Source organism: Acidithiobacillus ferridurans, assembly GCF_003966655.1.
In the GTDB taxonomy this organism is placed as follows: domain Bacteria; phylum Pseudomonadota; class Gammaproteobacteria; order Acidithiobacillales; family Acidithiobacillaceae; genus Acidithiobacillus; species Acidithiobacillus ferridurans.
Map to the genome: position 1 here is coordinate 1847887 of NZ_AP018795.1, position 26029 is coordinate 1873915.

Below are 26029 nucleotides of genomic sequence, written 5' to 3' on the forward strand. Positions count from 1 at the left end.
ACTATGGCCGAAAAAAAAGCCCTCATCGCCCTCTCGGGAGGAGTGGATTCTGCCGTAGCGGCCCTGCTTATGCAGGAGCAGGGCTACGAACTCACCGGTGTGACCATGCGCCTGTGGCCCAGGAGCCGCTGCTGCGATGAAAAAGATATCGAAGACGCCGCCGAGATCTGCGCCCGTCTAGGGATTCCCTACACGGTGCTGGATTATCGCGAGGCGTTCCGGCGTCAGGTGGTCGACGTGTTTGTCGCCGAATATCAGGCGGGGCGCACGCCCAATCCTTGTGCGCGCTGCAATCAGTTCCTCAAGTTCGATGCCCTGCTGGCGGAGGGCGAAAAGTTGGGCGCCACGATGCTGGCGACGGGCCATTATGCGCGGCTGGCGGAAACCTCCTCGGGTACTGCTCTGCTGCGTGGCCGTGACGATGCCAAAGATCAATCCTATTTTCTTTTCGCCATTGCTGCGGGGATATTGCCCCGCCTGCGCTTTCCCGTGGGTGGCATGAACAAGGACGAGGTGCGCGCCGTGGCCCGAAAGCATGGCCTGCCCGTGGCCGCCAAGCAGGACTCACAGGATATCTGCTTTGTCCCGGACGGCGACTACCGCCGCTTTCTGGAGGATTACGCCGGGCTGGACATGGCGCAGGAAGGAGAGATGGTTGACAGCAGCGGGCAGGTGCTGGGCCAGCATCCGGGTACGCTCAACTTCACCGTAGGGCAGCGCAAAGGACTGGGTGGCGGCAGTGACCAGCCGCGCTATGTCCTTGCGCTGGACTCAACCAGGAACCGGGTAATCGTCGGCAGAGAGGATGAGCTCTACCGCAATGTGGTCAGCCTGGCCGAGTGCAACTGGCTGGCGGATTTATCCCCCAACGAAACCCATGCCGTGACCGCAAAACTGCGTTACCGCTCCCGCGCCGAGTCGGCCACGCTGCACCTGCTCTCCGATGCCCGGGCCGAACTCCGCTTTCCCGAGCCGCAACGCGCCGTTACCCCCGGTCAGGCTGCCGTCTGCTACCTAGGTGAGCGCCTGCTGGGCGGAGGCTGGATTCAGGGCACGGAATAGTCCGCTGGCGCGCCGGGGTCAGGATATACCCAACAGGTGCTGTATTTCCGGTAACATGCTCTGTACGCATTTTTTCCCCTCCGTGATGGCTTCGCCGGCGCGATAAAACTCCAGTAAGCCAATGTGGGACAGCTTCGGAGAAAGCAGGATATCCGGAGGATCTCCGGCCATGCGGCTTCTGGTGATTCTGTCCTGCATGATATTCACCGAGCCGGCGATGGCATCAAAGAGGCTGGGTGGTTGCTCCTCATCGCCTGTCGCCGGAAATATCGAGGCTGTATATGCAGTGATCAGGTCTGATATTTTTCCGGTAACGCCGGTATCCTGTGTTTTTATGACTTTGTTATTTTGAAGGTGTTTTCCAACGATATCATCGTTCAACGTTACGGCAATAACGACATCGGCGCCAAGAGCCCGACAGACCGAAACGGGGACGGGATTCACCAATCCGCCATCTATGAGCCACCTGCCGTTGTTCTTGACTGCCGGAAAGAGGCCGGGCATGGATATGGACGAAAAGACGGCATCCAAAATGGAACCATCCGTCAACCAGATCTCGCTTCCGGTTTGCAATTCGGTTGCTACCGATGCATATTTTTTGTTAACTATGTCCTCTATTTTTGAGTCATCATCTGCCACATATTTATTGAGGAAATAATGTAGCCGCTCTTTATTGACAAAACCATTCAACGACATGTTGATGGCAAAAAATTTGGCTGTTTCAAGCTTGGTCAGTGAACAAACCCATTTCTCCAGCTTCTCAAGATTGTTGGAAACATAGGATGCGCCGACCAGCGCGCCTATGGACGTACCACAAACGATATCCGGTACGATTCCTTGATCACTCAGCGCGCTTATCACCCCTATATGCGCCCACCCGCGGGCCGCGCCGCTGCCAAGAGCCAGGCCAATAGTCATGCTGATCTTCACCTCCCATGCGTTTTTGACGCCACAACGTAAGCGGTAACTGAGCGGCGTATCTTGCGGCTTAGTACGAGATATTATAGAGATGTAACAGATGCCTCCCTCTACAGGACCGGCTGCGGGGCGCTCCAGAAGGGAGTCCCCGCTTGAACCGGACGGCATCAAGGTGCCAAGGTGGAAATTTATCCACGATAAGGACAAGGAGGACTCGACATGCAGGTTACAACTTATGGACTGGTTTGGCAAAAAAGGTCATGCAACTGCATTGGGTAGACATGGAGACGGGTGAGATTCACCGCAAACGAGGGTGTTCTGAATTTTGTGTAAACGGCGTTTTCATTTAACGTTGTGGCATCCCCCCGGTGTCAGCCTAGTTGTCGCCTTCCTGAAATGGCGTATCACGAAATGAGGGGGGCCGAGATTTGGGGCAACAGTTTAAGCGTGTTTTCTTGGTAAGGAGGAGGCGAAGAGCGCAAAATTGGAAGTTTCGTGAGGACTACACCAGACAGAACGCCTCCTTCTGTCTGGTGAGCGCCGTGCCCTGAGCTGCGGACGGCCCGGTTTTGCGGGGTTCATGGTCCACCTGCTTGGTGTCATTATAAGACAAAACGGTGAGGTTGCTTATTCAGGCCACCAGTCAGCCAAAATCTGAGCGTTTATATTCCAAGGGCAAGTGTCAGGGAACGTCGACAATGGAAGTCCTGTCTCTTCCGCTGCTTCGTCTGTCGCGCTTGTCCATGTTTCGGGTAATGAGTAGCGCAGAAAGTTATCGAGACTTGGAGAGTCCTTGAGGATGAGGGCTATCTGCTTTCGTTGCTCTTTGATGGTCTGGGACCAGCTCTGCGAGCGTTTTTCCGGCTGCCATTGCCATTTGGCGATGTGCACAAGCAGTTTCTCCAGGCGACTGATGATTTCGCGGCGATCCCTCTTACCCATGGATTCCAATTCCTCTGCGACGTTGTTCCAGTCCATCCAGTCCGGCTTGCGACGGCGCAAAAGGTCTGCCTGCTCCATAGTCCATACATAGAAGTCCTGATCGTACAGATTGACGGGCGTTTCGAGCTTTATTGCTGTTCCCATGGTCACGCCTCCTGTTGGGCATGCTTGATGCTGTAAAGCATCAAGCATGGCTCCAGCGTCTGTCAAGGTAGATACCGACTTGGTCCCGGCCCAGTCCTCTGATATTGACGGCGCCAACCATACGCATTTAGACTGGTCTAAGACTGGTTGAAAGATGAAGTGTCTGATATGTCCGAGATTGGCGCCTATGAGGCGAAGACGCATTTGTCCGAGATTTTAGAGCGGGTGCGCAAAGGGGAATGTTTCACCATCACCAAGCATGGGCAGGCGGTGGCCGAGTTGCGGCCGCCCATGGGCCAGGGATTGGAGGAACGGCGGGCCGCCGTGGCGCGCATGAAGGTGTTCCAGGCCAGCCATGACTTGGGGGGTGTTTCGTTGCGCGAGTTGATCGATGCGGGACGCAAATACTGATGGCTTTTGTCGCGGATGCTTCCATGACCCTCGCTTGGTATCTTCGGGATGAAAATGCCGAAGTCGCCAACCGGGTGCGGGAGCGGCTGTTGGGGGAGGGCATTTGCGTTCCCGCGCATTGGGCGTTGGAAATCTGCAATGCACTGTTGGCCGCCGCGCGGCGCGGTCGCATCACCATGCAGGAGCTGCGCGAACTGGTGCCCGACCTGCGCCTGCTGCCGGAGACCATTGACCATCAGACGGATGCCGCGGCGTGGTCTGCCACCTTGGATCTCGCCGAGGAGCACCGCCTGACGATCTACGACGCCGCTTATCTGGAACTGGCCTTACGGCGGAAGCTGCCACTTGCGACACTGGATAAGCAGCTTCATGGAGCTGCTCTCGCCCTGGGCATTGCGCTCGTGCCAGAGATAAAAAATGGCGACCGCTAGACCGGGAAAACCATGAACACCGCCACCATCGTCCAGAAACTCTGGAACTACTGCAATATCCTGTGGCACCAGCGGCTTTCTGTCGGCGGCGCACGATCGACTACGAAGATCTGGTCAGCCGCGACAAGGCGAGCCTGGACATTGTCTGGCTCAGGGACGAATCCCTGGAGGATGCAGAGAATCTGCCTGCCCCCGTACTGATCCTGCAGGAAATCATGGAGGATCTGGAAGGGGCCTTGGCGCAGTTGCAGGAAATGGCGGGAGATTTGGGGGCCACTTCAGGCACTACCCGTTTTCACGGAGCAGGTCGTAGATTGCTGCGGCATTCCCGCGAAAGCGCTCGCCGTGGGCGTAGATGGTCAGGCGCTGATCCCGCGCGTAACCGACAAGGGTAAGATTGTGGGTCTGTGCAATCTGGATCGCCAGACTGCTGACTCCGGAGATCGCCGCTACGATGGGAATCTGAAAGCTCAAGGCCTTGAGGGCAATCTCAAAAGTCAGCCGCGAAGACACGCCCAGCAGGATATTTCCGGAAGGCGGCCATCCCTGCCGGAGCGCCGCGCCGATGGTCTTGTCTACGGCGTTGTGGCGGCCGATGTCTTCCCGCACCAGGGTCATGCCGTTGGTGGCGGCCAGGACGGCGGCGTGAGCGGTCCCGGTATGCCGGTTCAATCGCTGATGAGCGCGCATCTCCTGGAGCAGGTCGTGCACCAGTGCGGGTTCCACACAGACATCGTGGTCTATGGGTGCGAAGGGGACGAGGTCCTCGAAGTTCGGGGTGCCACAGAGACCGCAGGCGCTGCCGCCGATCACCAGACGCCTTTTTCGGGCGGCTCTGGCTTCGGCCTCCGCCGAAACCTGCAGGTAGAGGGTCAACCCTTCCGGAATACAGACAGACTCCCAGGTGATGATATCGGCGATCGACCGGATCACCCCCTCACCGTAAAGGAACCCCATAAAGAAATCTTCCAGATGATCGGGGGTGATCATCATCACCGCATAGGGCTTGCCATTGAGGATCAACGAAACCGCCATTTCCTCCAGGATGGCTTCCTCGCATTTCACTGAACGGTACGCGCCGTCCATGCGCCTGGCCGGAGACCATACTATTCCGTTGCCGCCTGCATCTGTGCGCACAGGGTCCTCCCTTCTGGTGTCAGCGTGATGACGGTTCTGCCCCGTTGTTCTTCCGGGCGAACATAATGGAGCCCACCCCATTGTTCCGAGTTTCCCAAGAGCAGAAGCAGGCGCTCCATCTGGCTGCGGGGAAGGCCGAAAGACTTGCAGGCTCTGGCCACCGATACCGGCCCTTCCGTGCAAAGCATCCAGAGCAAGGCAATGGCCAAATCCTCCGGAGCGGCTTCTGGTGTATGCCGGTCGTTCCCCGCCTTGCGGTCAGGCGACATGGTGTTGGTCTCCCTTTGCCCGTGCCAGGGTCACCGGGATCGATTTGGATGTCGGCGTGCGGGCGCGATCGGCGTAACTGGACAGGGGCACCAATATGTTCAATTCCGGGTAATAGCCCGCAAGCATTCCTTTGGGAATATCGAACGCAACCAGCAGGAAGTCCCGCGCCACACGTTCACCGTCTGTCCAGTGCGAGGTGATGTCCACCCGGTCGTCGGCCTGAAAACCCATGTCCCGAATATCCTCCGGATGCATGAAACACACGTTGCGCAGGCCGGATACGCCGCGATAGCGGTCATCGTAACCGTAGATCGTGGTGTTGTACTGATCGTGGCTGCGAATCGTCATCAGGGTGAAGAGCTTTTCGGAGGTCTGCGGCACAAAATGGTCATCGGCGATGGTGGACAGCGCCTTGGCCAGAAAATTCGCCTTGCCGCTGGCAGTGGGCCATACCCGTGAACGGGGAGGCAGATCCAAATGAAATCCCCGTGGTTTATGGACTCGGGCGTTGAAATCCTCGAAACCCGGCACTACGCGCGAAATGCGGTCGCGAATGAGGTCATAGTCTCCCATGAGTTGCAGCCACGGGGTGGGGCTGAGCGGCAGGGTCGCCCGCGCCAGACGCGCCACGATGGCACATTCCGACAGCAGGGAAGGGGAGGCCGGTTCGTTCATCCCCTGGGAGATGTGCACCATGCAGAAGGTGTCCTCCACGGTTACCCCTTGGGGACCGGTTTTCTGGATGTCGATCTCCGTGCGTCCCAGGCAGGGTAAAATCAAGGCCTGTTCGCCGTGGACGATGTGGGACCGGTTGAGTTTGGTGGTCACATGCACCGTCATCGCGCAGCGCCGGAGCGCGGCGTGGGCGCGCGCCGTGTCGGGTGTAGCATTGGCAAAATTGCCACCCAGCCCGAAAAAGAACCTGGCTCGCCCATCCTCCATCGCTTCGATGCTGGCTACCGTATCGTAGCCGTGCTCCTGCGGCGGCGTAAAATGGAACTCCGCCCCGAGGCGTTGCAGAAACGCCGGGGAAGGTTTCTCATATATCCCCATGGTCCGGTCACCCTGCACATTGCTGTGACCGCGAATCGGCGAGGGGCCGGCGCCCGGTTTGCCGATGTTGCCCTTGAGCAGCAGCACGTTCAGGAACATCTGGATGGTGGCCACCGCATGCTTTTGCTGGGTAACGCCCATTCCCCACGTAAATATGGCGGCCTGTCCCTGATCATAGATGTGCCCGATCTCCTCCAGATCGTGGCGGCTGAGGCCGCTCTGTTCCTCGATCTCTGTCCAGGGCGTGTTCATGACCAGATCGCGGAAATCGTCAAACCCCTGGGTATGCTCTTCGATAAACGCCTGATCCGGGTTCCCGGACTCCAGGACGGTGCGGGCGATTCCCATGGCAAGGGCGTAGTCACCGCCGCTTCGGGGCTGATAGTAGTGGCTGGCGATGGGGGTGGCGTGATTGGTGAGCATCTCTACCGGATGCTGGGGATGCAGAAATCGCTCCAATCCGCGTTCATGCAAGGGGTTGAAGACCAGGATCTGCGCACCCCGCTTGGATGCCTCACTCAGCGTAGCCAACATACGTGGCGCACAGGTCCCGGGATTATGACCGAACATCAGTATGGTATCGGTCAGTTCAAAATCATCCAGGGTTACCATGGCCTTGCCCACTCCGATGGATTCGGGCATGGCCAGGCTGGTGGGCTCATGGCACATGTTGGAACAGTCGGGGAGATTATTGGTACCGAATTCCCGCACAAAGAGCTGATATAAAAATGCCGCTTCATTGGAGGTGCGCCCAGACGTGTAAAATATGGCCTCGTCAGGGGATGCCAGGGCATTGAGTTGCGCGGCGATCCGCGCAAAAGCGGTATCCCAGCTAACGGGCACGTAGCGGTCACTCTGCGGATCGTAAGCCATGGGCTCGGTCAGACGCCCCTGCTCTTCCAGAAAATAGTCCGTTTGCTCCGCCAGCCAGGACAGGGTGTGCGCTGCAAAAAAATCTGCGGTCACCCGTTTTCCGGTAGCTTCGGCGGCGACGGCCTTGACCCCGTTCTCACAGAACTCGAAGCTGGAATGCGCCTCGGGATCTCCCCAGGCGCAACCCGGACAATCAAAACCTTCCGCCTGATTCATTTTGAGGAGCAGGGCGGCACCATCCGCCAGCGCGTGTTCCTGACGCAAGCTGCGCAGCGAGGCACGCAGGGATCCCCAGCCTCCCGCCGGTTGTTGGTAATGGGTGATCTTGAACGAAGACATAATCCCTCCCGAATGATCGAAATATACAGGACAGCACCACCGTCCATTGCGACTCATGGTATAATGATAATCCACTAGCAGTTTCCGCGCCAGGGCTGCACGATCTGGTTGATTGTTATATCTCCAAACACTTATTTGACTCGGTATTCCCCAGAACCAGACTGTTGGTAAACCGGATGAAGGTGGATAGACGATAATGTCTCATTATGATACGGATCCATCAATGGATAATGACTATATAACCCATGCCTGGGATCGTTGCACCGGACAATATCGGTTGGACGCGCATGATGCCCCAGAACTGCAAAGACTGGATGCGGGCAACCTCGGGCGACTTCTTGAGGAACAGCATCTTTTTGTAGAGATCGGATCTGCGGAAATGGCCCGTCTGATTCAGCAGATGTTGCGATTTTCCGAGGATGCCCTGCTACCGTCACCAGACTGTACATTGCTGTTGCTGGATGCCGGCGGCATCGCGCTGCATGCTGTCGGGACGGAAATCGGGGGCGGATGTGATGCCCGCTATTCGGGTATGGACGCCGGATTCATATGGCGGGAAGAGTATGTCGGGGTAACCGGACCGAGCCTTTGTCTGCATGACATGAAGCCCCGCATGGTCCACCGGGAAGAGCATTTATTCAAGAACTTTGTGGAGATGGCGTGCTGCGCGATGCCCATTTGGGCGCCATCTGGCGCACTGCTGGGGGTGATCGATTCAACCTATTCCCGCAGCGGTTATGTGAAGTCGGCGTATGTCTCGGTCATGCCGCTGTTGGCACAACTGGCACGGCGGATCGAAATGAAATATTTCGCCCGGAGTTATCAGGACCATATCATACTGTCGGTGAGCAGGATGAACGATTATACCGACCATGATGACGAAGCATTGTTTGCAATTAACGAGAATGGCGTCATTATCGCGGCGGAATTCGCGCTGACAAAAGGCACCATCGCTGACGCCAATGGCCGTCTTGTCGGTGCGAACGTGCGGGATGTGTTCGATGTCTCGCTGGACAAGATGCTGGACGATCACCATCGTGCGGAAAAGTCGCTCTTCAGACCCCAGCTTCGAAATGCCGGAGGGGGTGATAGTCTGCGGGTATTTTCGCTGCCGGACAAAGTGCCGTTCAGGGCTGTCGTGAACGGCATTCTCGGAAATGCACCGCATTCCAGGGACGCAGCATCGGTTCAGGTGCACGATTCCCTGCGGGCGTTATCGAGTGGCGATGCCGTGGTATCGGAAAATATTGGTCGTATCCAAAAGGTATTGAACAAAAATATCAGCATTCTGCTGCTGGGCGAAACCGGTACTGGCAAAGATACGTTTGCGCGCGCCATACACTGCGCCAGCGATAGAAGAGATAAACCTTTTGTGGCGATCAATTGCGCAGCCATACCCGAATCGCTCATTGAGAGCGAACTATTCGGGTATGAGCCCGGCTCCTTTACCGGGGCGAGCCGGGTGGGCAAGCAGGGTAAGGTGATGGCCGCCAATGGTGGCACGTTGTTCCTCGATGAAATCGGAGACATGCCCGCCGCGCTTCAGGGACGCCTGCTGCGAGTTCTCGAAGAACGGGAGGTCACCCCTCTTGGGACCACCAAAGCCAGCCCCGTGGATATTCGGGTGATCAGTGCAACCAATAAGTCGATCGATGGTCTGGTGCAGCAGGGAAGCTTTCGGACGGACCTGCTTTATCGGATCAACGATGTCGTGCTAAGCCTGCCGCCACTGCGGGAGCGGAGCGATAAAATCCGGCTTATGGAAACCATTTACCAACAGGAATGTGGCGTATCTGAAATGGAGATATCAGCGGAAGCACGGAATATTTTTCTGGGTTATTCCTGGCCGGGTAACATCCGCGAACTTCGCAGTGTGATGCGTACTGCCCTGGCACTGAGTGATGGCAAGCTCATCCGGTGTGAAGACCTGCCAGACCGGTTGGTGACCGGCGAATGGGCCGCTGGCCGCGTAACGACACCGGCGAACACACCACTATGGAGTGATTGCGATGCGCTGGAGCGAAACCGAATTCTCGCGGAGCTGGAGCGTCACCACTGGCGCGTGATCGATACCGCGAAATTCCTCAAGGTCAGTCGTAATACCTTGTACCGTAAAATGCGCCGGTATGGCATTATGGACGCTAACGCATAAAATTGGTGTCCATTGCATCCATGCGGTCTTATGGAAGGTGCGCCAAGCAGGACAGCCTGCTTTTCCATGCGTCATTTCATCGGAACATTCTTGCATCGTTTTTCCCTGGTGCCGGTTATGATGTAACTGCGGCAGAGCCGGGCCAGATGCGCGGCCCGTGTGACATTATGTCATCTTCATATGAACATTATGTGCAGCATCGGGCCGGATAACAGGATCATGGCGACATGATGGACCATGCCTCTTCCCCCTAAAACCACATGTAAATCCGTTGGTACATAATGGCACAATAATTGCTAATAATTTGTGGATCCGGATTCCATGTCTTGAAAAGTTTTTTGCCACACCATGGTCCTTGGGCGTCGGTTGGTGCTCAAGCATATAACCGTTGAATTCTGCTTAGGAGGTATTGGATATGCCAAGCTCGGTTACCATTCATCCGTCTGTTGATCATGGGGTCACGGCGGGATCGTCCCATTTTCATGGCGGTACCTTACGTTGCCATTGCACCCATAACCCGGTGCTGGTGGAGGTGAAGTCGCAACTGGCCCACAATCATGCATGTGGCTGCACCAAATGCTGGAAGCCCAAAGGCGCCAAGTTTTCGGTGGTTGGGGTCGTGCCCAGGGATTCGGTCACGGTGCTGGAGAACGGCGATAAACTCCATGTGGTCGATCCGAGTGCGGTGATTCAGCGCCACGCGTGCAAGGCCTGCGGCGTTCACCTGTTTGGCCGCATTGAAAATAAAGACCACGCGTTTTATGGTCTGGACTTCGTTCACTCCGAACTGTCGCCGGAGAAGGGCTGGGCGGCCCCCGAATTCGCGGCTTTCGTCTCGTCGGTCATTGAAGGCGGTATGGCGGCACCGTCGGAAATGGCGGGAATCCGCGCGCGGCTGACGGAACTGGGACTGGCGCCCTATGACTGCCTGTCGCCACCGCTGATGGATGCGTTGGCTACCCACGCCGCCAAGCAAAAAGGTGTGCTCAAGGAAGCCTGATGATATCGCGGATCCGCCCCATGGTGCGCCCGACCGAAAATGCGGTGGCACCGAAGGCGGGGTTTCAGCAAAAATTCTTACCAGGAGTCTACAGTCATGGATGTTCGCGCAGCAGTCGCCTTTGAGGTGGGTAAACCACTGGTCATCGAAACCGTGCAACTGGACGGTCCCAAGGAGGGTGAGGTACTGGTGGAGCTCAAGGCCACCGGCATCTGTCACACCGACCATTTCACCCTTTCCGGTGCAGATCCCGAGGGTCTGTTCCCGTGTATCCTCGGTCATGAAGGCGCCGGGATCGTCGTCGACGTTGGCCCGGGCGTGAAGAGCGTCAAAAAGGGCGACCACGTCATTCCCTTGTATACCCCGGAATGTCGCGAATGCGAGTATTGTCTCTCGCGGAAGACCAATCTCTGTCAGAAGATTCGGACGACCCAGGGGAAGGGCCTGATGCCCGACGGGACCACGCGCTTTTCATTCAAAGGCAGGCCGTTGTTCCATTACATGGGTTGTTCGACCTTCGCCAATTATACCGTGATGCCGGAAATCGCCCTGGCCAAAATCCGGGAGGATGCCCCCTTTGACACCAGCTGCTATATCGGCTGCGGGGTAACCACGGGCATTGGTGCCGTGGTGTTTACGGCGAAGGTGGAACCGGGTGCCAATGTAGTGGTTTTTGGGCTGGGCGGCATCGGCCTGAATGTGATTCAGGGCGCCAAACTGGTGGGCGCCAACATGATCATCGGGGTGGATATCAATCCGGCCCGGGAGGCCATAGCTCGGAAGTTCGGCATGACGCATTTCGTCAATCCGAAGGAGGTGGAAGGCGACCTCGTATCGCATCTGGTCGAACTGACCCATGGCGGTGCGGATTACAGCTTCGAATGCATCGGCAACGTAAAAGTCATGCGCCAGGCGCTGGAGTGCTGTCATAAAGGCTGGGGTGTTTCCTGTATCATCGGTGTTGCCGGCGCTGGCCAGGAGATATCGACGCGCCCCTTCCAGTTGGTTACCGGGAGGCGGTGGATCGGCAGTGCGTTCGGCGGCGCCCGGGGGCGTACCGACGTTCCGAAAATTGTCGACTGGTACATGGAGAAGAAGATCAATATCGACGACCTGATCACCCATCGTCTCAAACTGGAAGATATCAACGAAGGGTTCCATCTTCTGGAAACGGGGCAATCCATTCGCAGCGTGGTGGTGTATTGATGGCTCCGCTAGAAATACGGGAAGAGCATCGCTGCTTTGGTGGACGCATGGGTTATTATACCCATGCGTCCAGTGCCACGGGGGTATCCATGAATTTCGCGGTGTACCAGCCGCCCCAGGCGTTGGGCGGTGTCCTGGTCCCGGCCCTGTATTACCTGGCGGGGTTAACCTGCACCGAAGAAACGTTCATGATAAAGGCTGGCGCGCCGCGCTTGGCCGCTGATCTGGGGTTGATGCTGGTCGCCTGCGATACCAGTCCCCGCGGACTGAACATCCCCGGCGATTCTGATACCTGGGACTTCGGCGTGGGGGCAGGGTTTTATCTCAACGCAAGAATGCTGCCCTGGACGCGGAATTACCGGATGGGCAGTTATGTCGATCATGAGCTGCCAACCTTCATCGAAGAACATTTCCCGGCCTCTCCGGAACGCCGGGGCATTTTCGGGCACTCCATGGGCGGTCACGGGGCGCTGGTGCTCGCTTTGCGCAATCCGCAACACTGGCACTCGGTATCGGCATTCTCGCCCGTCTGTCACCCCAGCACGGTGCCCTGGGGAGAAAAAGCCTTTGGGAATTATCTGGGACCTGATCGTGAGCAATGGCGGGAATGGGATGCCAGCATGCTGATGCGCCAGCGTCCCTATCCTGGCGAGATACTGGTGGACCAGGGGGAAGCGGATCCTTTTCTTGCGGCGCAATTGATACCGGAGGCCCTGGAGGCCGCCGCGGAGGCCTCCGGGCAACGACTCCGTCTGCGACGGCATCCGGGCTATGATCATTCCTACTGGTTCATCCAGACCTTTGTGGAGGATCACCTCCGGCACCACGCCCTGCAACTGGGCCGTGTCGCCTGAGATTTCTGTCTTGCGGAGTTCGGGGTTGAATCACGAACCGGAGGGTAACGGCAATAACGCCCTGGAAGCCATTGTGGAATCCAGAGCCTGATCCACCGTGTTGCGATCGAGGTGTGGCGCGTATAACGCTATGAAGGTGTATAGATACCCGCGTAAATAGGTTCCCTGCCTCAAGGCCAGGTAGGTGGTGCTGGGATCGAACAGGTGACTCGCATCGATCACCTCCAGTTTTTTGTCCCGTATGGGGTCATACGCCATTTGGGCGACGATGCCTATCCCTAACCCCAGTTCCACATACGCCTTGATGACATCGGAGTCTATGGCGGAGAGTACGATGTTGGGGGACAGGCTGTGATTGGCGAAAGTCCTGTCGATCAGGGAGCGCCCGGCAAAGGCCTGGTCGTAGGTTACTATGGGATAGGCGGCAACTGCTTCCAGCGTCAGTGGCTGGCTTTGCAGCAGCGGATGGCCGGTGGGGGTGATCACGACGCGATTCCACTGATAGCAGGGCAGGGCGACAAGGCCCGCGTAGGAATTCAACGACTCCGTTGCGATCGCCACGTCTGCCTCCCCCGCCGCAAGCATCTCCGCGACCTGGGTAGGGTTGCCCTGGCGCAGGCGCAACTGAACCCCTGGGTAGCGTTCCATAAAGGTCTTTATCGCCTTGGGCAAGCTGTATCGGGCTTGGGTATGGGTGGTGGCGATCACCAATTCCCCACGATCGCCCTGAGAAAACTCCTGACCTACTTTTCGGATATTCTCGATGTCGCCGACTACCCGTTGTGCAAAAGTGAATATCTGCTCACCCGCCGGGGTCATGCCGATGATGCGCTTCCCTTTGCGCACGAAAAGCGCCACATGGATCTCCTCTTCCAGGAGCTGGATCTGTTTGCTTACCCCCGGTTGTGAGGTATACAGGCTGTCGGCGGCGGCCGATGCATTGAAGTTCTGGCGTACCACCGCGCAGATGAAACGAAGCTGTTGCAGGTTCATGGTCTGCTGCTCACCCAAGCCGGTTGGCCTGCACTGCGATAGGTCGGCAGTTGCATCAGGCGATCTCTATATCAATGGCGTAGCGCTTGATTTTGTTGGCCAGGCCTACCCGGGAAAGGCCGAGCGCCTCGGCGGCACGACTTTGATTGCCGTGGAAACGTTTCAGCGCGGAGATGACCATGCTACGTTCCAGACTTTCTGTATGTTCCTTTAATGTGCCGCCTTCCGTTGCCGATATGAATTGTTCCGGCTCTTTCCTCCGGTAGTTGATGATCGTATCGGAAAGGCGATCCGCGGTGATCGGTTGCCCGGATGGGGCGAGCGCTACGGTCCGGCGAATTTCATTTTCCAGCTCTCGCACGTTTCCCGGGAATGGATACTGGCGCAATATGTTCAATGCCTCGTGATCGATACCGGCATAGGATTTACCCAGACTCATGGAGAATTGTCTGGCAAAATGTTCCGCAAGCAACCGAATGTCCTCCGGTCGTTCACGCAGTGGCGGAATGCTGATTTCGAGGCCCTTCAAACGATAATACAAATCCTGCCGAAAGTTGCCCTGCTCCACCAGTTGGTCGAGCGGTACGTTGGTGACGGCGATGATCCGTACATCGGAATAATGCGTTTTATCGCTGCCGAGCGGTTTTACTTCGCCGGATTGCAGAAAGCGGAGCAAATTGGCCTGTAAGGGAGCGGACATATCTTCTATTTCGTCCAGCAAGACCGTGCCGCCATCCGCCGCGGAGAACAGGCCGAGACGATCACTCAGCGCCCCGGTATAGGCGCCGCGGCGATGTCCAAACAATTCCGACTGGAGCAATTCTGCAGGCACGCCGCCGCAGTTTTGCGCGAGAAATATCTGTTCACGGCGATGACTGTGGTAATGGATGCCGCGCGCCAGTAATTCTTTCCCGGTGCCCGTCTCACCATAGATCAGTATGGGTAAATCCGTGGTTGCGGCATGTTTCGCCAGATTGCATATTTTGTTCATGGCCTGACTACAGAAGAATAATTCGTCGAACTGGTGCGGTGATTGATTTGGATTCGCGTCGGCGGCTGCCGCCTTGGATTTTATCTGTCTGGATAAATCATGGGTGAGTTGGCGATGTTCGCGGGAAATTTCACGGTATTCCAGAGCCCGCTTCAAGCTCAGGGACACCAGTTCCGGGAACAGGGGCTTGCGCAGGTATTCGTAAACAGCGGCCACATGCAGGGCGTCGGCAAACTCGCTGGAATCCGTACCCGGGCCACACAGAAATCTTATCGCCGTCGGTTGCCGGGTGCGGAAGTCGAAGAGACACTGGGTGCCCGACATATCCTCCAGTTTTGCGTCGCAGATGATGGCATCCACAGGATGTGCGCCAGCGAGGTCCAGCGCCGCGGCGCCGCTGGAGACGATGATGCATTCATAGTGCGTGGACAGTGCCCAGCTCAGGTTGCGGGCTTCCTGCTCGTCCGTCAGGACCAACAAAATGACTGGAACCGCACGCGGGCTTGCTTCCATCGGTACCTCTGCATGAAAAGGAAGTATGCACATAGTATATTAACTTTCTTTGCAATGACGCAAGCCGTTCCGGCGGTTTTTATATATCAACTTGTTTAATAACAATATTATTTGTTGGCATCCATTCTGCTTAATGACTCATGTGGTACCCATATGACCATTTCAGAGGAGGTTACGACGATGGCGAACGTGCTTTGGCTCCAAGGAGGAGCCTGTTCTGGAAATACTATGTCTTTTCTTAATGCGGAGGAGCCGAGTGCTTGCGATCTGGTGACGGATTTTGGCATCAAGGTGCTCTGGCAGCCCTCTCTCGGAGTGGAACTGGGGGACAATGTTCAGAAGTTGCTTCGGGATTGTGTGTCTGGGGCAATTCCCCTGGATATATTCGTTTTCGAGGGTACCGTGGTTAACGCCCCCAATGGTACGGGGACCTGGAATCGCTTTGCCGGTCGTCCGATGAAAGACTGGGTGAAGGAGTTAACAGGTGCTGCCCAGTACGTGGTGGCGTTGGGAGATTGTGCGACATGGGGGGGTATCCCGGCGACCGCCCCGAACCCCAGTGATTCTCAGGGACTTCAGTTCCTCAAAAAGCAACATGGCGGTTTCCTGGGAGCGGGCTTCAAAAGCAAAGCTGGGCTTCCTGTCATCAATATCCCCGGTTGTCCTGCCCATCCGGATTGGATCACCCAGGTACTGGTGGCAGTGGCGACAGGACGCGCCGGAGAACTGGAACTGGATGATCTGCAGCGTCCAAAGACGTTTTTCAAGAGCTTCACCCAGACGGGATGTACCCGCAACATGCACTTTGCTTACAAGGTTTCCGCCACGGAATTTGGGCAGAGAAAAGGCTGTCTCTTTTATGACCTGGGCTGCCGTGGCCCGATGACGCATTCACCCTGTAACCGCATTCTGTGGAACCGGCAGTCCTCGAAAACTCGTGCGGGGATGCCCTGTTTGGGTTGTACCGAGCCGGAGTTCCCTTTCTTCGATCTGGCACCAGGCAGTGTATTCAAAACCCAGACTGTGATGGGGGTGCCGAAAGACCTGCCAGAGGGTGTGGACAAGTCCGCTTATATCAAACTGACGTCAGCCGCCAAGAGTGCTTCGCCGGCCTGGGCCGAAAAAGACATCTTTGTGGTCTGAGGCGCTGAGCGACCCATTTCTGTTTATTGCATATTCGAGGAGATATTGACATGGCAACAGCCGTACAGACACTGGATATCAGCCCGGTTGGCCGGGTGGAGGGGGATCTGGATGTACGCGTGGACATTCGGGACGGCGTTGTGGTCGAGGCCTACACGCAAGCTGAATTGTTCCGTGGCTTCGAGGTCATCTTAAGAGACAAGGACCCGCAGGCGGGGCTGGTGGTGACGCCGCGTGCCTGTGGTATTTGCGGCGCTTCGCACCTGACCTGTGCCGCCTGGGCGCTGGATACGGCATGGCAGACGGAAGTCCCGCGCAACGCCATCCTGGCCAGAAATATCGGTCAGCTTGCGGAAAGTCTGCAAAGCTTGCCGCGTCATCATTATGGATTGTTCATGATCGATATGGTGAATGAGAACTACCGGCATGGTAAGTTCTACGATGAGGCGGTCAGGCGGTACGCTCCGTTTACGGGTACCAATTACGAAATCGGCGTGACGATTTCCGGCAAGCCTGTGGAAATCTATGCGCTCTTCGGTGGGCAGTGGCCGCATTCCAGCTACATGGTTCCCGGCGGCGTTATGTGCGCACCCACCTTGGCCGATGTTACCCGTTCCTGGTCCATACTGGAGTATTACCGTACCAACTGGCTGGAACCGGTATGGTTGGGGTGTTCAATGGAGCGTTATGAGCAGATCAAGTCCTATGATGATTTCATGGCGTGGCTGGACGAGCGCCCGGAACACGCTAATTCCGACCTGGGAATGTATTATCGGATCGGCGAGGATATTGGGCTGATGAAGTTTGGTGAGGGGTTGGGCAAGTACGTTTCGTGGGGCTATCTTCCCCATGAGGACCGTTACCAGCATCCGACCATTGACACACGGCAACAGTCAGTCTTCATGAAGGGCGGGGTTTACGATGCGAGGGCCGACAAGTTTCATCCCATGGATCAGTCCTTCACCCGAGAATCGACGACCCACGGCTGGTATGACGAAGGAAACAGTCCTGTCCATCCCTTCAACCGGAACACGAGGCCGATGCAGTCCAACGATCGGGACTTCAATGGGGCCTATACCTGGTGTACCGAAGTTGCCCATGAGCAGTTAGGGCGCATGGAAGCCGGTCCCCTATCCCGGCAATTGATCGCCGGCGGCAATCATGGCGAATCCTGGCAGCATTCTGACCCCTTCATTCTGGATGTCTACAAGAAAATGGGCCCCAGTCTGTGGTTGCGGCATTTTGCGCGGATGCATGAGGCGGTGAAGCTATATCGCCAGGCCGAACATTGTCTGCGTGAGTTCCGCCTGAACGAGCCATTCTATATCAAGCCCCGCGAACGGGATGGGCAAGGATGGGGTGCCACGGAGGCCATACGTGGCGCACTGGCACACTGGATTGAAGTAAAGGGTGGCAAGATCAGTAATTACCAGATCATTGCACCTACCACCTGGAATGTGGGTCCCCACGATGCGCAGGGTGGTCGTGGTCCCATCGAAGAGGCTTTGATTGGAACGCCTATCGCGAATCCAGCGGACCCGGTGGAGGTCGGGCATGTGGCCCGTTCGTTCGATTCCTGCCTGGTTTGTACGGTGCATGCCCATGATGCCAAGTCCGGAAAGGAGCTCGCCCGTTTCCGCACTGCCTGAGTCGTATAATCTAAAAAATGGGGTCGGATACCGGAGTGCAGGGTCCGGCCCCAAAAATTCAGCCACTTGAATCCAGAAAGGCAGGGGCATTATGAATCACATGGCACATGAAGAGGACGCATTAAGGGCGCAAATTGCCAGCATGCTTAAAGCAGGACTGAAGACAGAGATCACCCCATTTCCCGAAGACAGCAATGCTTTCGCGCAACTACTGCAGCGTATCCGCGAAGAGGCGGGGTCGGATCTGGAGAAGAAACTGGTGATCGGCGGTTTTACGGATTACCCCATGGGGGAAGATCAGCAGCGCTGTCAGGAGTGCATGTATTATCTCAACCACCGCCGCTGGTGCGACCTGCCGGAACTGGACGTTCCGGTAGAGCCGGACTGGTGGTGCCGCCTGTGGCGTATCTAGGCAAGGAGGTATCTGGACATGCAGACCATGGAAGAATTCCCGGAGGACGCGCCGATACGTGCGCGGCTGGAAAAATTGCTGCTCGCTGGCCTGCCTACCGAAGCGGAACCGCGTGCGTACGACCTGGAAATGCAACAGTCGGTGCTGACGCGTTTGCAAAAGATACCGGCGGAAGATATCGCAGAACGTATCGCGATAGCCGGGTTCACGCTGCATCCTTATGCATCTGAGGGGATTGAGGAAGCGTGCGAAACGTGCATGTATTTTCTATCGCACCGGCAGTTCTGTGCGCTTCCTGAATTAATGTTACCGGTCAGGCCCGAATGGTCCTGTCGGTTGTGGAGAATTTAGTCATGCGTGTGGTGCTGGGATGCGGTAACTTGTACCGACGCGATGACGGAGTGGGTATCACGGTTATTCAGCGACTGCGGGGCGCGCTGGATCCCCTGCCCGCAGATATCGCCCTCCATGATGCGGGCACTTCCGGCATGGACGTGATTTTTAAGGCCCGCGATTGTCGGCAACTTATCATTGTGGATGCGTGCCGGACGGGCAGCGATCCGGGAGCGGTGTTCAGGTTGCCTGGCAGCGAGCTGGAATTGCCTCATACCCCGACCCTCACATTGCACGACTTTCGCTGGGAACATGCGCTTTATGCCGGAAAGCGCATGTTTGGGGAGCGATTTCCCGAGCGAGTAACCGTCTTTTTGGTAGAGGGTACTGATTTCGGTTTTGGCGACGGGCTCACACCACCCGTGGAGAGAGCGATCCCCGCAGTGTTAGCCCAGGTGAAAGCAGCGCTGGTCGAGCTGGAAACAGTCTCATGACTGAGAATGTTGTCAATCTTCTGTTGAAGGATGGGTACCTTTTTATTCCCGCGCCCGTTTATCGCGATGCCATGGCTGATCTCCGGGCGGTTGCCGTGCTCTGGCGATCGGCATGTTTGCATTTGATCCCCTTACATCCTGGTAGTGTCGGTGGCTTTTTGTTGAAACGTCGCAATCTTGCCGGCGATCGGGTGGTCGATCTTCGCCTCTTCCTGCGGGAGCATGAACTGCAGGAGAACTACGAGGGGGTTCTCTCCTTTCTGTGGATGCCGGAACAGGGAGCGTGGCAGACGATGCAGCTGTGTCCAGAGTTGTCTTGATAAGTAACTTATCATATATGTAATTGTGCTTGACAGCTCTGCTTTCTACGCTATACTACGGTTGTAAATAAACATTACAGTGTGCGTTCCATTCGGAGGTCTTTCATGTCCAGTACTTTGGCAGAAACGGAATATCAGGTCGCCTTGAGAACCGCTCGGGATGACAACATTCCGGCTGGAGAACGTGCGGAAATGCTCATGGAAATCGCGCTGGGTCTGCAGCGGCACCCGCGCCGACCGGAGGATCTCGAGCAGGTCAACGATCTATACAAAGAAGGTTTACAGGTTTGCCCGGATGGGGACGCCTTGCTACGGGCACGGCTATTGGCCGGACAGGCAACTGCCTTGCTGGCAACGCCCGGCGATACCCGGGTGCTTGAAGAAGCTGTCGCTTGTCTGCGCAGTGCGTTACCAGTACTGCAGACCTTGGGGAACGCCGAGGAGGTTGCCGAAACCGAGATGAACGAGGGACTGGCCCTACAAGGACTCGCTGTGGCGGGGAAGGTCCCGTTTCCAGATGCCGTAACGAAGTATCACAGCGCCTTACGCGTTTTTACTGCGGATAAATTCCCGCGCGAATATGCGATCATCCATAACAATCTGGCTACCGCCTATCTGTCCATGACTATGGGTGATGAGGCTTCCAAAATGCGTGAGGCACTGGCCGTCCAATCCTATGAGTCTGCGTTGCGTGCTGTCACCCTTGACGCTCATCCGACGGAATACGCCATGCTGCAAAACAACCTCGGTAATGCGCTGCAGTACAGCAGCAGTGCGCATCCGGTCGAAAATAATCTGCGTGCCCTGGAAGCCTATCGGGAGGCCTTGCGGGTACGGACCCCCAAAGAGCGACCGGAGGAATATGCAAACACCATCAGCAATATGGCCAATGCGCTGAGGAACCTGCCCGACGACCCAGAGCACCCGGAGCTCGGCAAGATTCGTAATCTGGGTGAGGCGGTCAGGTTATATGAGACCGCAGAAAAGATCTTCATGGAAATGGGGGAAATGGATAAGTCAAGGTTAGTCCGTGTGGCTCTGGACGAAACCCTGGCACTGGTACGCGAACATGGATCTGTACATTAACTGGGAAAATATCGGAGAGCACCTATGTCGGCACTGAACGCGTTCGACGGTCAACAGGTACAGGCGATCGTCATTCTATGGATTTTGCTGGGTGGATTGGTCGGAGTGTTGGCGGGGGCTGTGTCGGGGATGCTGATCGGCGGCAAAAAGCTGGGCGATTACAAATTGGCGGCAATGATGGGGGGCATGTATGCGGTGATGCCCGTCATTCCCGGCGTGGTCTTGGGTACGATTATCCTTGTACTGATCTGAAGTCGGGGGAGACCCAAAGGAGGAGGACATTATGTGGGACATGATATGGAACTCGGCAGGATTGTTCCTGCGCGGAAAGCTGTTCAAAGATACCCGGCTGGTTCTGATGCTGCTGGCGGCCAACATCATCTTGGCTGCTGTGGTCGTCGTTGCCGGACATTTAGCCGGCATTCCGTATCTGGTGGATTGTCTGGTTGCTGGCCTCCTGTGTGGCGCCCTGCAACCCATCCTTTTTTTGAATTTGAAGTACGCATGACATGGCGACGTCACCCGTGCCTGAGGACATTGAAAGCAGGGAAGCAGATACCCTGACGGAAGATATCGCCCGATTGGGCAGCCTCGAAAAAATCATACAGGGATGGGATGAAACACAGCAAAGAACGGTGCTGGCACTGCGCAATGGCTGGGAGGCGATTTACAGGGAATGTTTGCGGCGTCTTATTCGTACCGTGCAGAATGCCCCACAGGGGGCCACCGGCTTGCGGGAAGCTGCAGCAGATCCGTATGTCTATGCGGTGCTGCGGACCCTGAGTCTGGTTCGGCCCTCCCTGCAGGAACGCATCGAAGCGGCGCTGGATAGTGTGCGGCCAGGTCTGGAAGGCCATGGCGGCAATGTCGAACTGGTCGAACTGCGTCCGCCCGATACTGTAGTTTTGCGCTTGCTGGGGTCTTGTCACGGTTGCCCATCTTCCTCACTGACCCTGTCGGAAGGGGTGGAGAAAGCAATCCGCGAGGCCTGCCCGGAAATATGTCATATTGAAACGGTAGGTCGTCAACATGCCGCCACCGCGCCGATCGGCGAAGGAACTGAACAGCGTATCAGCCCCTTCGCCATTGGCGGGCGTCATCCCTGGCTGCCGGCCCTGCGGCTGGAGGACCTGCCGCGAAATAGCCTGCTCGCTCGGGAGGTCCTTTCCGACGCCCTGCTGTTCTGGCGCGATCCCGAAGGAGATGTGCACTGTTACCGCAATGCCTGCGCCCATCTGGGTATGCCTCTTGATGAGGGAGAGATAGATCCAGTCGGTGTTCTGACTTGTCCGCATCACGGATTCCAGTTTGCGTTGGAGAGCGGAGAATGTCTGACGATACCCGAAATCCAGTTGGAGCCCTGGGCGGTGCGGATGGTCGATGGTGAGATCCAGGTGAGGAGGAATCATGACTGAATATACCCTACCCCTGAGTGCCGCTATCCGGAACCGGCCAACCGCCATCTCTTCGGAGCAGTTGCTGGTGGGGGCGGGGGCGAGGGTCATCCTGGGGGAGCAGGTACAGCCCAGGGGGGTCGTCGTTCCTGTCGTTCCTTCCGCGCGGACGCTTTTCGGCCCGCGCGGTGCCAGCCTCATGGCTGACGGATCTCTTTGGGTGGCTGATACCGGCCATCATCGCTTGCTGGGGTGGCCCACGCTACCCGCAGCCGATGGCCAACCTGCCACTTGGCTCATTGGTCAGCCAGACTTTGAACGGGACGGGGGGCGCAACGCCCACGGTCCCGTCGGCGCGGCATCGCTGAATGTTCCCACCGGGATCTGTCCGGTTGGCAACGGGATGGCGGTGGCGGACGTCTGGAACCATCGGGTGCTGATCTGGAATGAAGTGCCTCATGAAAGCCATGCTCCGGCGGATCTGGTTCTCGGCCAAAGCGATTTTGTGTCGGCGGAAATCAATCGCGGTGCGCCCCAACCATCCGCGTCTAGCTTATACTGGCCCTATGGGGTCTTTTGGGATGGTGCTAGGCTTTATATCGCGGATTCTGGTAACCGCCGCGTCCTCTGGTGGGAGGGCATTCCCACGGAAAAAGGACAACCCGCGGACGGTGTCCTGGGCCAGGCGGATTTTCATTGCCGGGACGAGAACGGAGGTCACGAAGCGGACGCCATGAGCATGCGCTGGCCCCATGCGGTAACCCATTTCGGGGATTGGCTGGCCATGGGGGATGCGGGGAACAACCGGGTGCTGCTCTGGCGTGGGGCACCACAGCGCAATGGCCAGGTGGCCGATATGGTCCTCGGTCAGCCTGACTTTGCTCAGAACGCCCACAATCGCGGTAATTACTTCCCCAATGCGGCCTGTTTCAATATGCCCTATGGCGTGACCGCCACGGGAAACTGGCTGATCGTGGCGGATACGGCCAACAGCCGACTGCTGGGCTGGCAGGCGGACGATCTGGTGACGGGCGCTCCGGCACGTACCCTCGCCGGTCAGGATGATTTCCAGCACAAGGGGGACAACCGCTGGGGTGTGGTGGGGCGCAATACGCTATGCTGGCCTTATGGGATTTCTGCTGCGGGAAGGAGTGTGATCATCGCCGATTCGGGTAACAACCGCGTACTGCTTTGGGACAGGCGGTCATGAATTCCCCCGCGGACCGGGTCGCAACCCTGGGTGAGGAAGTCCGAGTGCGCGGACTGGTTCAGGGCGTTGGGTTCCGTCCTGCGGTTTGGCGCATTGCCCGCGACTGCGGGTTGTCGGGCGATGTGTGCAACGATGGGGAAGGGGTGCTGATCCGGATCTGGGGGCCGGCAACCGAGCGGGATCGATTTCTGACCCGCCTGCGCGACGAACACCCACCCCTCGCGCGCATTGACGAGGTGGTCCGCGGATATTTGCGCGAAGATCCTCCTGAGGGGCCTTTCGGGATCAGCACCAGCCGCTCTGGGCACGTACATACGGGAGCGGTGCCGGATGCCGCTACCTGTCCCGCCTGCCTGGGGGAGATATTCGACCCCTTCCATCGGCGTTATCGTTACCCTTTCACCAATTGCACGCACTGTGGTCCGCGTTTTTCGATCCTCGAAGACATCCCCTATGACCGTGCCCATACCTCCATGGGCGTCTTTCCGCTCTGCAGGGATTGCCGTGCGGAATACGAAAATCCGGAAGACCGGCGCTTCCACGCGCAACCGGTGGCCTGCCATGCCTGCGGCCCGAAGGCCCGGCTCGTCCGGCTCGATGGCCACGCGGTCAGTGCCGACCGGTATACCCAACTGGACGCGGTGGACGCGGCGACCAACCTCCTCAAGCGCGGGGAAATCGTGCTCATCAAAGGGCTTGGCGGTTTTCATCTCGCCTGCGATGCCACGAATGACCGTGCGGTGTCCACCTTGCGCCTGCGCAAACACCGTCCCCATAAACCCCTGGCGTTGATGGCCAGGGATCTGGAGGTCGTGCGCCGCTATGCGCACGTGAGCCGCGCAGAGGAGAAGTTGCTGCGGTCTCATCAGGCGCCCATCGTGCTGCTGAACCGTCTGGACAACGACTCCCTGGCGCCTGGCATTGCGCCGGGGATGCGGCGGCTCGGATTTATGCTGCCTTATACCCCCCTGCACCATCTCCTGATGCGCCGGATGGACCGCCCGATCGTCCTGACGAGCGGCAATCTCTCGGATGCTCCGCAGGTTATTGACGACGCGACTGCCGTCCGGGCGCTGCGGGGGGTGACCGACTGGATGCTGACCCATGACCGGGCGATCATCAACCGCGTCGATGATTCTGTGGTGCAGATGGCGGGAGACGACACCATGATCCTGCGCCGGGGGCGTGGCTATGCGCCGGAGTCGTTGCCGCTGCCCGAGGGTTTCAGGGCAGCGCCGGACCTGCTGGCGCTGGGTGGGGAGCTCAAGAACACTTTCTGCCTGATCAAGGACGGACAAGCCATCCTTTCCCAGCACATGGGCGATCTCGAACAGGCAGCGGTCTGGGACGACACTGTCCGGAATCTCGCCCTCTACGCCCGGCTCTTCCAGCATGTGCCCAAGGCCGTCGTGGTGGACCGTCACCCCGAATATCTGTCGCACAAGTGGGGGGTGGAGATGGCGGAGGAGGGCGATCTCCCCCTGATTTCCGTGCAACACCATCACGCCCATATTGCCGCGGTCCTGGTAGAACACGGCCTGCCGCTGGAGCATCCGCCGGTCATCGCCCTGGCTCTGGACGGTATGGGTCTGGGCGAGGGGGGCGCTTTGTGGGGTTGTGAGTGTTTGCAGGTGAGTTACCGCGAAATCCGTCACCTGGGCGGGTTGCGGCCTTCCGCCCTGCCGGGGGGTAGTCGCGCGATGCGTGAACCGTGGCGCAACGCCTTCGTGCAGCTTGCGGACGCCTTCGGCTGGTCCGTGGCGGGGCAACGATTCGCCGATCTGGCCATCATGCAGTACCTGTCCGAAAAGCCGGTGGCGCAGTTGTTGCACATGCTGGACAGGAACGTCGGCACGCCGCTCTGCAGTTCCGCCGGGCGGCTGTTTGACGCCGTCAGCGCGGTCTGTGGCCTGTGCACGGACCGGGTGAGTTATGAAGGGCAGGCGGCCATGCTGCTGGAGGCCTGTGTCGATCCGTCTATCATGGGGGATGCCTCAGAGCCGGGCTATCCTTTCGGCATCGTCGAAAGCGAAAAGAACTTCATTCAGATGGATCCGCGGACCCTGTGGCCGCCGCTGCTGGGCGATCTCCAGGGTGGGGTTCCGCTGGCGGCGATTGCTGCGCGCTTCCACAAAGGCTTCGCCGCCGGCCTGGCGCAATTGCTCAGCCGGGCACTGGGCGCCACACCCTGGACTTCCACCGTCGCCTTGTCCGGGGGTGTTTTTCAGAATCTGACCCTGCTGCGGGCAACCCGGGAGGCTCTGGAATCCCAGGGGCTGGAGGTTCTGGTTCCGCATCTGATCCCCGCCAATGACGGCGGCCTGGCTTTTGGGCAGGCGGTGGTGGCGGCCGCGCAAATCGTCGCTGGTCAACATCCTATTGCAGGAGGGCATGAGCCATGTGTCTAGGTATTCCGGGTCAGATCACGAGAATCATCAATGCGCGTGAACGACGGGCGGAGGTGGCAATCAACGGGGTACGGCGGGAGGTCAATATCGCCTGCATTGCCGATGTGGAGCACCCCGCGGAGTCCTGTGTCGGTGACTGGGTGCTGGTGCATGTGGGTTTTGCCATGAGCCGCATCAGCGCGGAGGAGGCAGCCCTGACGCTGGATGTGCTGACGCAACTGGGCGAAGCTCAACTGGAAATGGATCGTATGCGCGAGTCCGCGCCAACAGGTCCCATGGCGTAATCGCCAG

General features: G+C 57.8%; 27 protein-coding genes and 1 pseudogene. 21 read left to right on the forward strand and 7 right to left on the reverse strand.

From position 1 onward, the window contains the following. Nucleotides 1–3 precede the first annotated feature (3 nt). Nucleotides 4–1062 (forward strand): tRNA 2-thiouridine(34) synthase MnmA, encoded by a 1059-nt coding sequence (gene mnmA, locus AFERRID_RS09565; RefSeq protein WP_126605048.1) that lies wholly within the window; start codon nt 4–6, stop codon nt 1060–1062. 18 nt (nt 1063–1080) lie between these two features. On the opposite strand, the gene AFERRID_RS09570 is transcribed toward mnmA, so the two are convergent. Beyond that, entirely contained in the window at nt 1081–1980 is a 900-nt protein-coding gene (locus AFERRID_RS09570; protein ID WP_113527080.1) for a patatin-like phospholipase family protein, read from the reverse strand. 219 nt (nt 1981–2199) lie between these two features. On the opposite strand from AFERRID_RS09570, the pseudogene AFERRID_RS16210 reads away from it, so the two are divergent. Beyond that, a pseudogene (locus AFERRID_RS16210) lies at nt 2200–2315 on the forward strand (IS110 family transposase); the annotation flags it as partial. Between the two features lie 292 nt (nt 2316–2607). Here the strand turns inward: AFERRID_RS16210 and AFERRID_RS09575 are convergent. Then, the gene (locus tag AFERRID_RS09575) at nt 2608–3066 is read right to left on the reverse strand and encodes a DUF29 domain-containing protein (protein WP_126605050.1); all 459 of its coding nucleotides are present in this window, start codon (nt 3064–3066) and stop codon (nt 2608–2610) included. 168 nt (nt 3067–3234) lie between these two features. Here AFERRID_RS09575 and AFERRID_RS09580 point away from each other — a divergent pair, with 168 nt between their 5' ends. Both AFERRID_RS09580 and AFERRID_RS09585 read left to right on the forward strand, forming a co-directional pair. Continuing rightward, a complete protein-coding gene (locus tag AFERRID_RS09580) occupies nt 3235–3477 on the forward strand; it encodes a type II toxin-antitoxin system Phd/YefM family antitoxin (protein WP_126605052.1) in 243 nt (80 codons plus the stop codon). Next, on the forward strand, nt 3477–3908 hold the full coding sequence (locus AFERRID_RS09585; RefSeq protein WP_126605053.1) for a type II toxin-antitoxin system VapC family toxin: 432 nt from the start codon (nt 3477–3479) through the stop codon (nt 3906–3908). Before AFERRID_RS09580 ends, AFERRID_RS09585 begins: the two co-directional genes overlap by 1 nt. A 285-nt stretch (nt 3909–4193) precedes the next feature. Here AFERRID_RS09585 and fdhD read toward each other — a convergent pair whose 3' ends face one another. The 3 genes from fdhD to AFERRID_RS09605 are packed head-to-tail and all read right to left on the reverse strand — an operon-like array spanning nt 4194 to nt 7580. Beyond that, a complete protein-coding gene (gene fdhD / locus AFERRID_RS09595) occupies nt 4194–5045 on the reverse strand; it encodes a formate dehydrogenase accessory sulfurtransferase FdhD (protein WP_126605055.1) in 852 nt (283 codons plus the stop codon). Further along, nucleotides 5015–5314: a hypothetical protein gene (locus AFERRID_RS09600; protein WP_126605057.1), complete on the reverse strand. Its 300-nt coding sequence runs from the start codon at nt 5312–5314 to the stop codon at nt 5015–5017. The genes fdhD and AFERRID_RS09600 overlap by 31 nt, the downstream gene beginning before the upstream one ends. Then, nucleotides 5304–7580 (reverse strand): FdhF/YdeP family oxidoreductase, encoded by a 2277-nt coding sequence (locus tag AFERRID_RS09605; protein ID WP_126605058.1) that lies wholly within the window; start codon nt 7578–7580, stop codon nt 5304–5306. The genes AFERRID_RS09600 and AFERRID_RS09605 overlap by 11 nt, the downstream gene beginning before the upstream one ends. 223 nt (nt 7581–7803) lie before the next feature. Between AFERRID_RS09605 and AFERRID_RS09610 the strand changes: the two genes are divergently transcribed. The 4 genes from AFERRID_RS09610 (at nt 7804) to fghA (ending at nt 12792) form a co-directional block, all read left to right on the forward strand. Then, nucleotides 7804–9732 carry a sigma-54-dependent Fis family transcriptional regulator gene (locus tag AFERRID_RS09610; RefSeq protein WP_225981950.1) on the forward strand — a complete coding sequence of 643 codons (1929 nt, stop codon included), beginning with the start codon at nt 7804–7806 and terminating at the stop codon, nt 9730–9732. 415 nt (nt 9733–10147) lie between these two features. Continuing rightward, nucleotides 10148–10732, forward strand: coding sequence for an S-(hydroxymethyl)glutathione synthase (gene gfa / locus AFERRID_RS09620; protein WP_126605060.1), 585 nt, complete (start codon nt 10148–10150; stop codon nt 10730–10732). 96 nt (nt 10733–10828) lie between these two features. Then, entirely contained in the window at nt 10829–11938 is a 1110-nt protein-coding gene (locus tag AFERRID_RS09625) for an S-(hydroxymethyl)glutathione dehydrogenase/class III alcohol dehydrogenase (RefSeq protein WP_113527072.1), read from the forward strand. After that, nucleotides 11938–12792 (forward strand): S-formylglutathione hydrolase, encoded by an 855-nt coding sequence (gene fghA, locus AFERRID_RS09630; protein ID WP_126605061.1) that lies wholly within the window; start codon nt 11938–11940, stop codon nt 12790–12792. Before AFERRID_RS09625 ends, fghA begins: the two co-directional genes overlap by 1 nt. 30 nt (nt 12793–12822) lie before the next feature. Here the strand turns inward: fghA and AFERRID_RS09635 are convergent, their stop codons facing one another. Beyond that, entirely contained in the window at nt 12823–13785 is a 963-nt protein-coding gene (locus tag AFERRID_RS09635; RefSeq protein WP_113527070.1) for a CysB family HTH-type transcriptional regulator, read from the reverse strand. A gap of 55 nt (nt 13786–13840) precedes the next feature. Next, nucleotides 13841–15289, reverse strand: a complete 1449-nt coding sequence (locus AFERRID_RS09640; protein WP_126605063.1) for a sigma-54 dependent transcriptional regulator — start codon at nt 15287–15289, stop codon at nt 13841–13843. 180 nt (nt 15290–15469) lie between these two features. Between AFERRID_RS09640 and AFERRID_RS09645 the strand changes: the two genes are divergently transcribed. The 13 genes from AFERRID_RS09645 (at nt 15470) to AFERRID_RS09705 (ending at nt 26022) form a co-directional block, all read left to right on the forward strand. Beyond that, complete coding sequence (locus AFERRID_RS09645; protein WP_126605065.1) at nt 15470–16432, forward strand: NADH-quinone oxidoreductase subunit B family protein; 963 nt, start codon at nt 15470–15472, stop codon at nt 16430–16432. 50 nt (nt 16433–16482) lie between these two features. After that, on the forward strand, nt 16483–18081 hold the full coding sequence (locus AFERRID_RS09650; protein ID WP_126605067.1) for a nickel-dependent hydrogenase large subunit: 1599 nt from the start codon (nt 16483–16485) through the stop codon (nt 18079–18081). 91 nt (nt 18082–18172) lie between these two features. Further along, nucleotides 18173–18493 (forward strand): hypothetical protein, encoded by a 321-nt coding sequence (locus tag AFERRID_RS09655; RefSeq protein WP_126605069.1) that lies wholly within the window; start codon nt 18173–18175, stop codon nt 18491–18493. 18 nt (nt 18494–18511) lie between these two features. Continuing rightward, the gene (locus AFERRID_RS09660) at nt 18512–18844 is read left to right on the forward strand and encodes a hypothetical protein (RefSeq protein ID WP_126605071.1); all 333 of its coding nucleotides are present in this window, start codon (nt 18512–18514) and stop codon (nt 18842–18844) included. Nucleotides 18845–18846: 2 nt separating this feature from the next. Continuing rightward, on the forward strand, nt 18847–19320 hold the full coding sequence (locus AFERRID_RS09665) for a hydrogenase maturation protease (RefSeq protein WP_126605072.1): 474 nt from the start codon (nt 18847–18849) through the stop codon (nt 19318–19320). Next, nucleotides 19317–19640, forward strand: coding sequence for a hypothetical protein (locus AFERRID_RS09670; RefSeq protein ID WP_126605074.1), 324 nt, complete (start codon nt 19317–19319; stop codon nt 19638–19640). The genes AFERRID_RS09665 and AFERRID_RS09670 overlap by 4 nt, the downstream gene beginning before the upstream one ends. A 105-nt stretch (nt 19641–19745) precedes the next feature. Next, complete coding sequence (locus tag AFERRID_RS09675; RefSeq protein ID WP_126605075.1) at nt 19746–20726, forward strand: tetratricopeptide repeat protein; 981 nt, start codon at nt 19746–19748, stop codon at nt 20724–20726. Between the two features lie 24 nt (nt 20727–20750). Next, nucleotides 20751–20978: a hypothetical protein gene (locus AFERRID_RS09680; protein WP_126605077.1), complete on the forward strand. Its 228-nt coding sequence runs from the start codon at nt 20751–20753 to the stop codon at nt 20976–20978. 31 nt (nt 20979–21009) lie between these two features. Continuing rightward, complete coding sequence (locus tag AFERRID_RS09685) at nt 21010–21234, forward strand: hypothetical protein (RefSeq protein ID WP_081577129.1); 225 nt, start codon at nt 21010–21012, stop codon at nt 21232–21234. A gap of 16 nt (nt 21235–21250) precedes the next feature. Beyond that, nucleotides 21251–22141 carry a NifU family protein gene (locus tag AFERRID_RS09690; RefSeq protein WP_225981953.1) on the forward strand — a complete coding sequence of 297 codons (891 nt, stop codon included), beginning with the start codon at nt 21251–21253 and terminating at the stop codon, nt 22139–22141. Further along, nucleotides 22134–23330, forward strand: a complete 1197-nt coding sequence (locus AFERRID_RS09695) for an NHL repeat-containing protein (RefSeq protein WP_126605080.1) — start codon at nt 22134–22136, stop codon at nt 23328–23330. The genes AFERRID_RS09690 and AFERRID_RS09695 overlap by 8 nt, the downstream gene beginning before the upstream one ends. Continuing rightward, on the forward strand, nt 23327–25738 hold the full coding sequence (gene hypF / locus AFERRID_RS09700) for a carbamoyltransferase HypF (protein ID WP_126605081.1): 2412 nt from the start codon (nt 23327–23329) through the stop codon (nt 25736–25738). Before AFERRID_RS09695 ends, hypF begins: the two co-directional genes overlap by 4 nt. Continuing rightward, nucleotides 25729–26022 (forward strand): HypC/HybG/HupF family hydrogenase formation chaperone, encoded by a 294-nt coding sequence (locus tag AFERRID_RS09705; RefSeq protein ID WP_126605082.1) that lies wholly within the window; start codon nt 25729–25731, stop codon nt 26020–26022. The genes hypF and AFERRID_RS09705 overlap by 10 nt, the downstream gene beginning before the upstream one ends. The last annotated feature ends 7 nt before the right edge of the window (nt 26023–26029 follow it).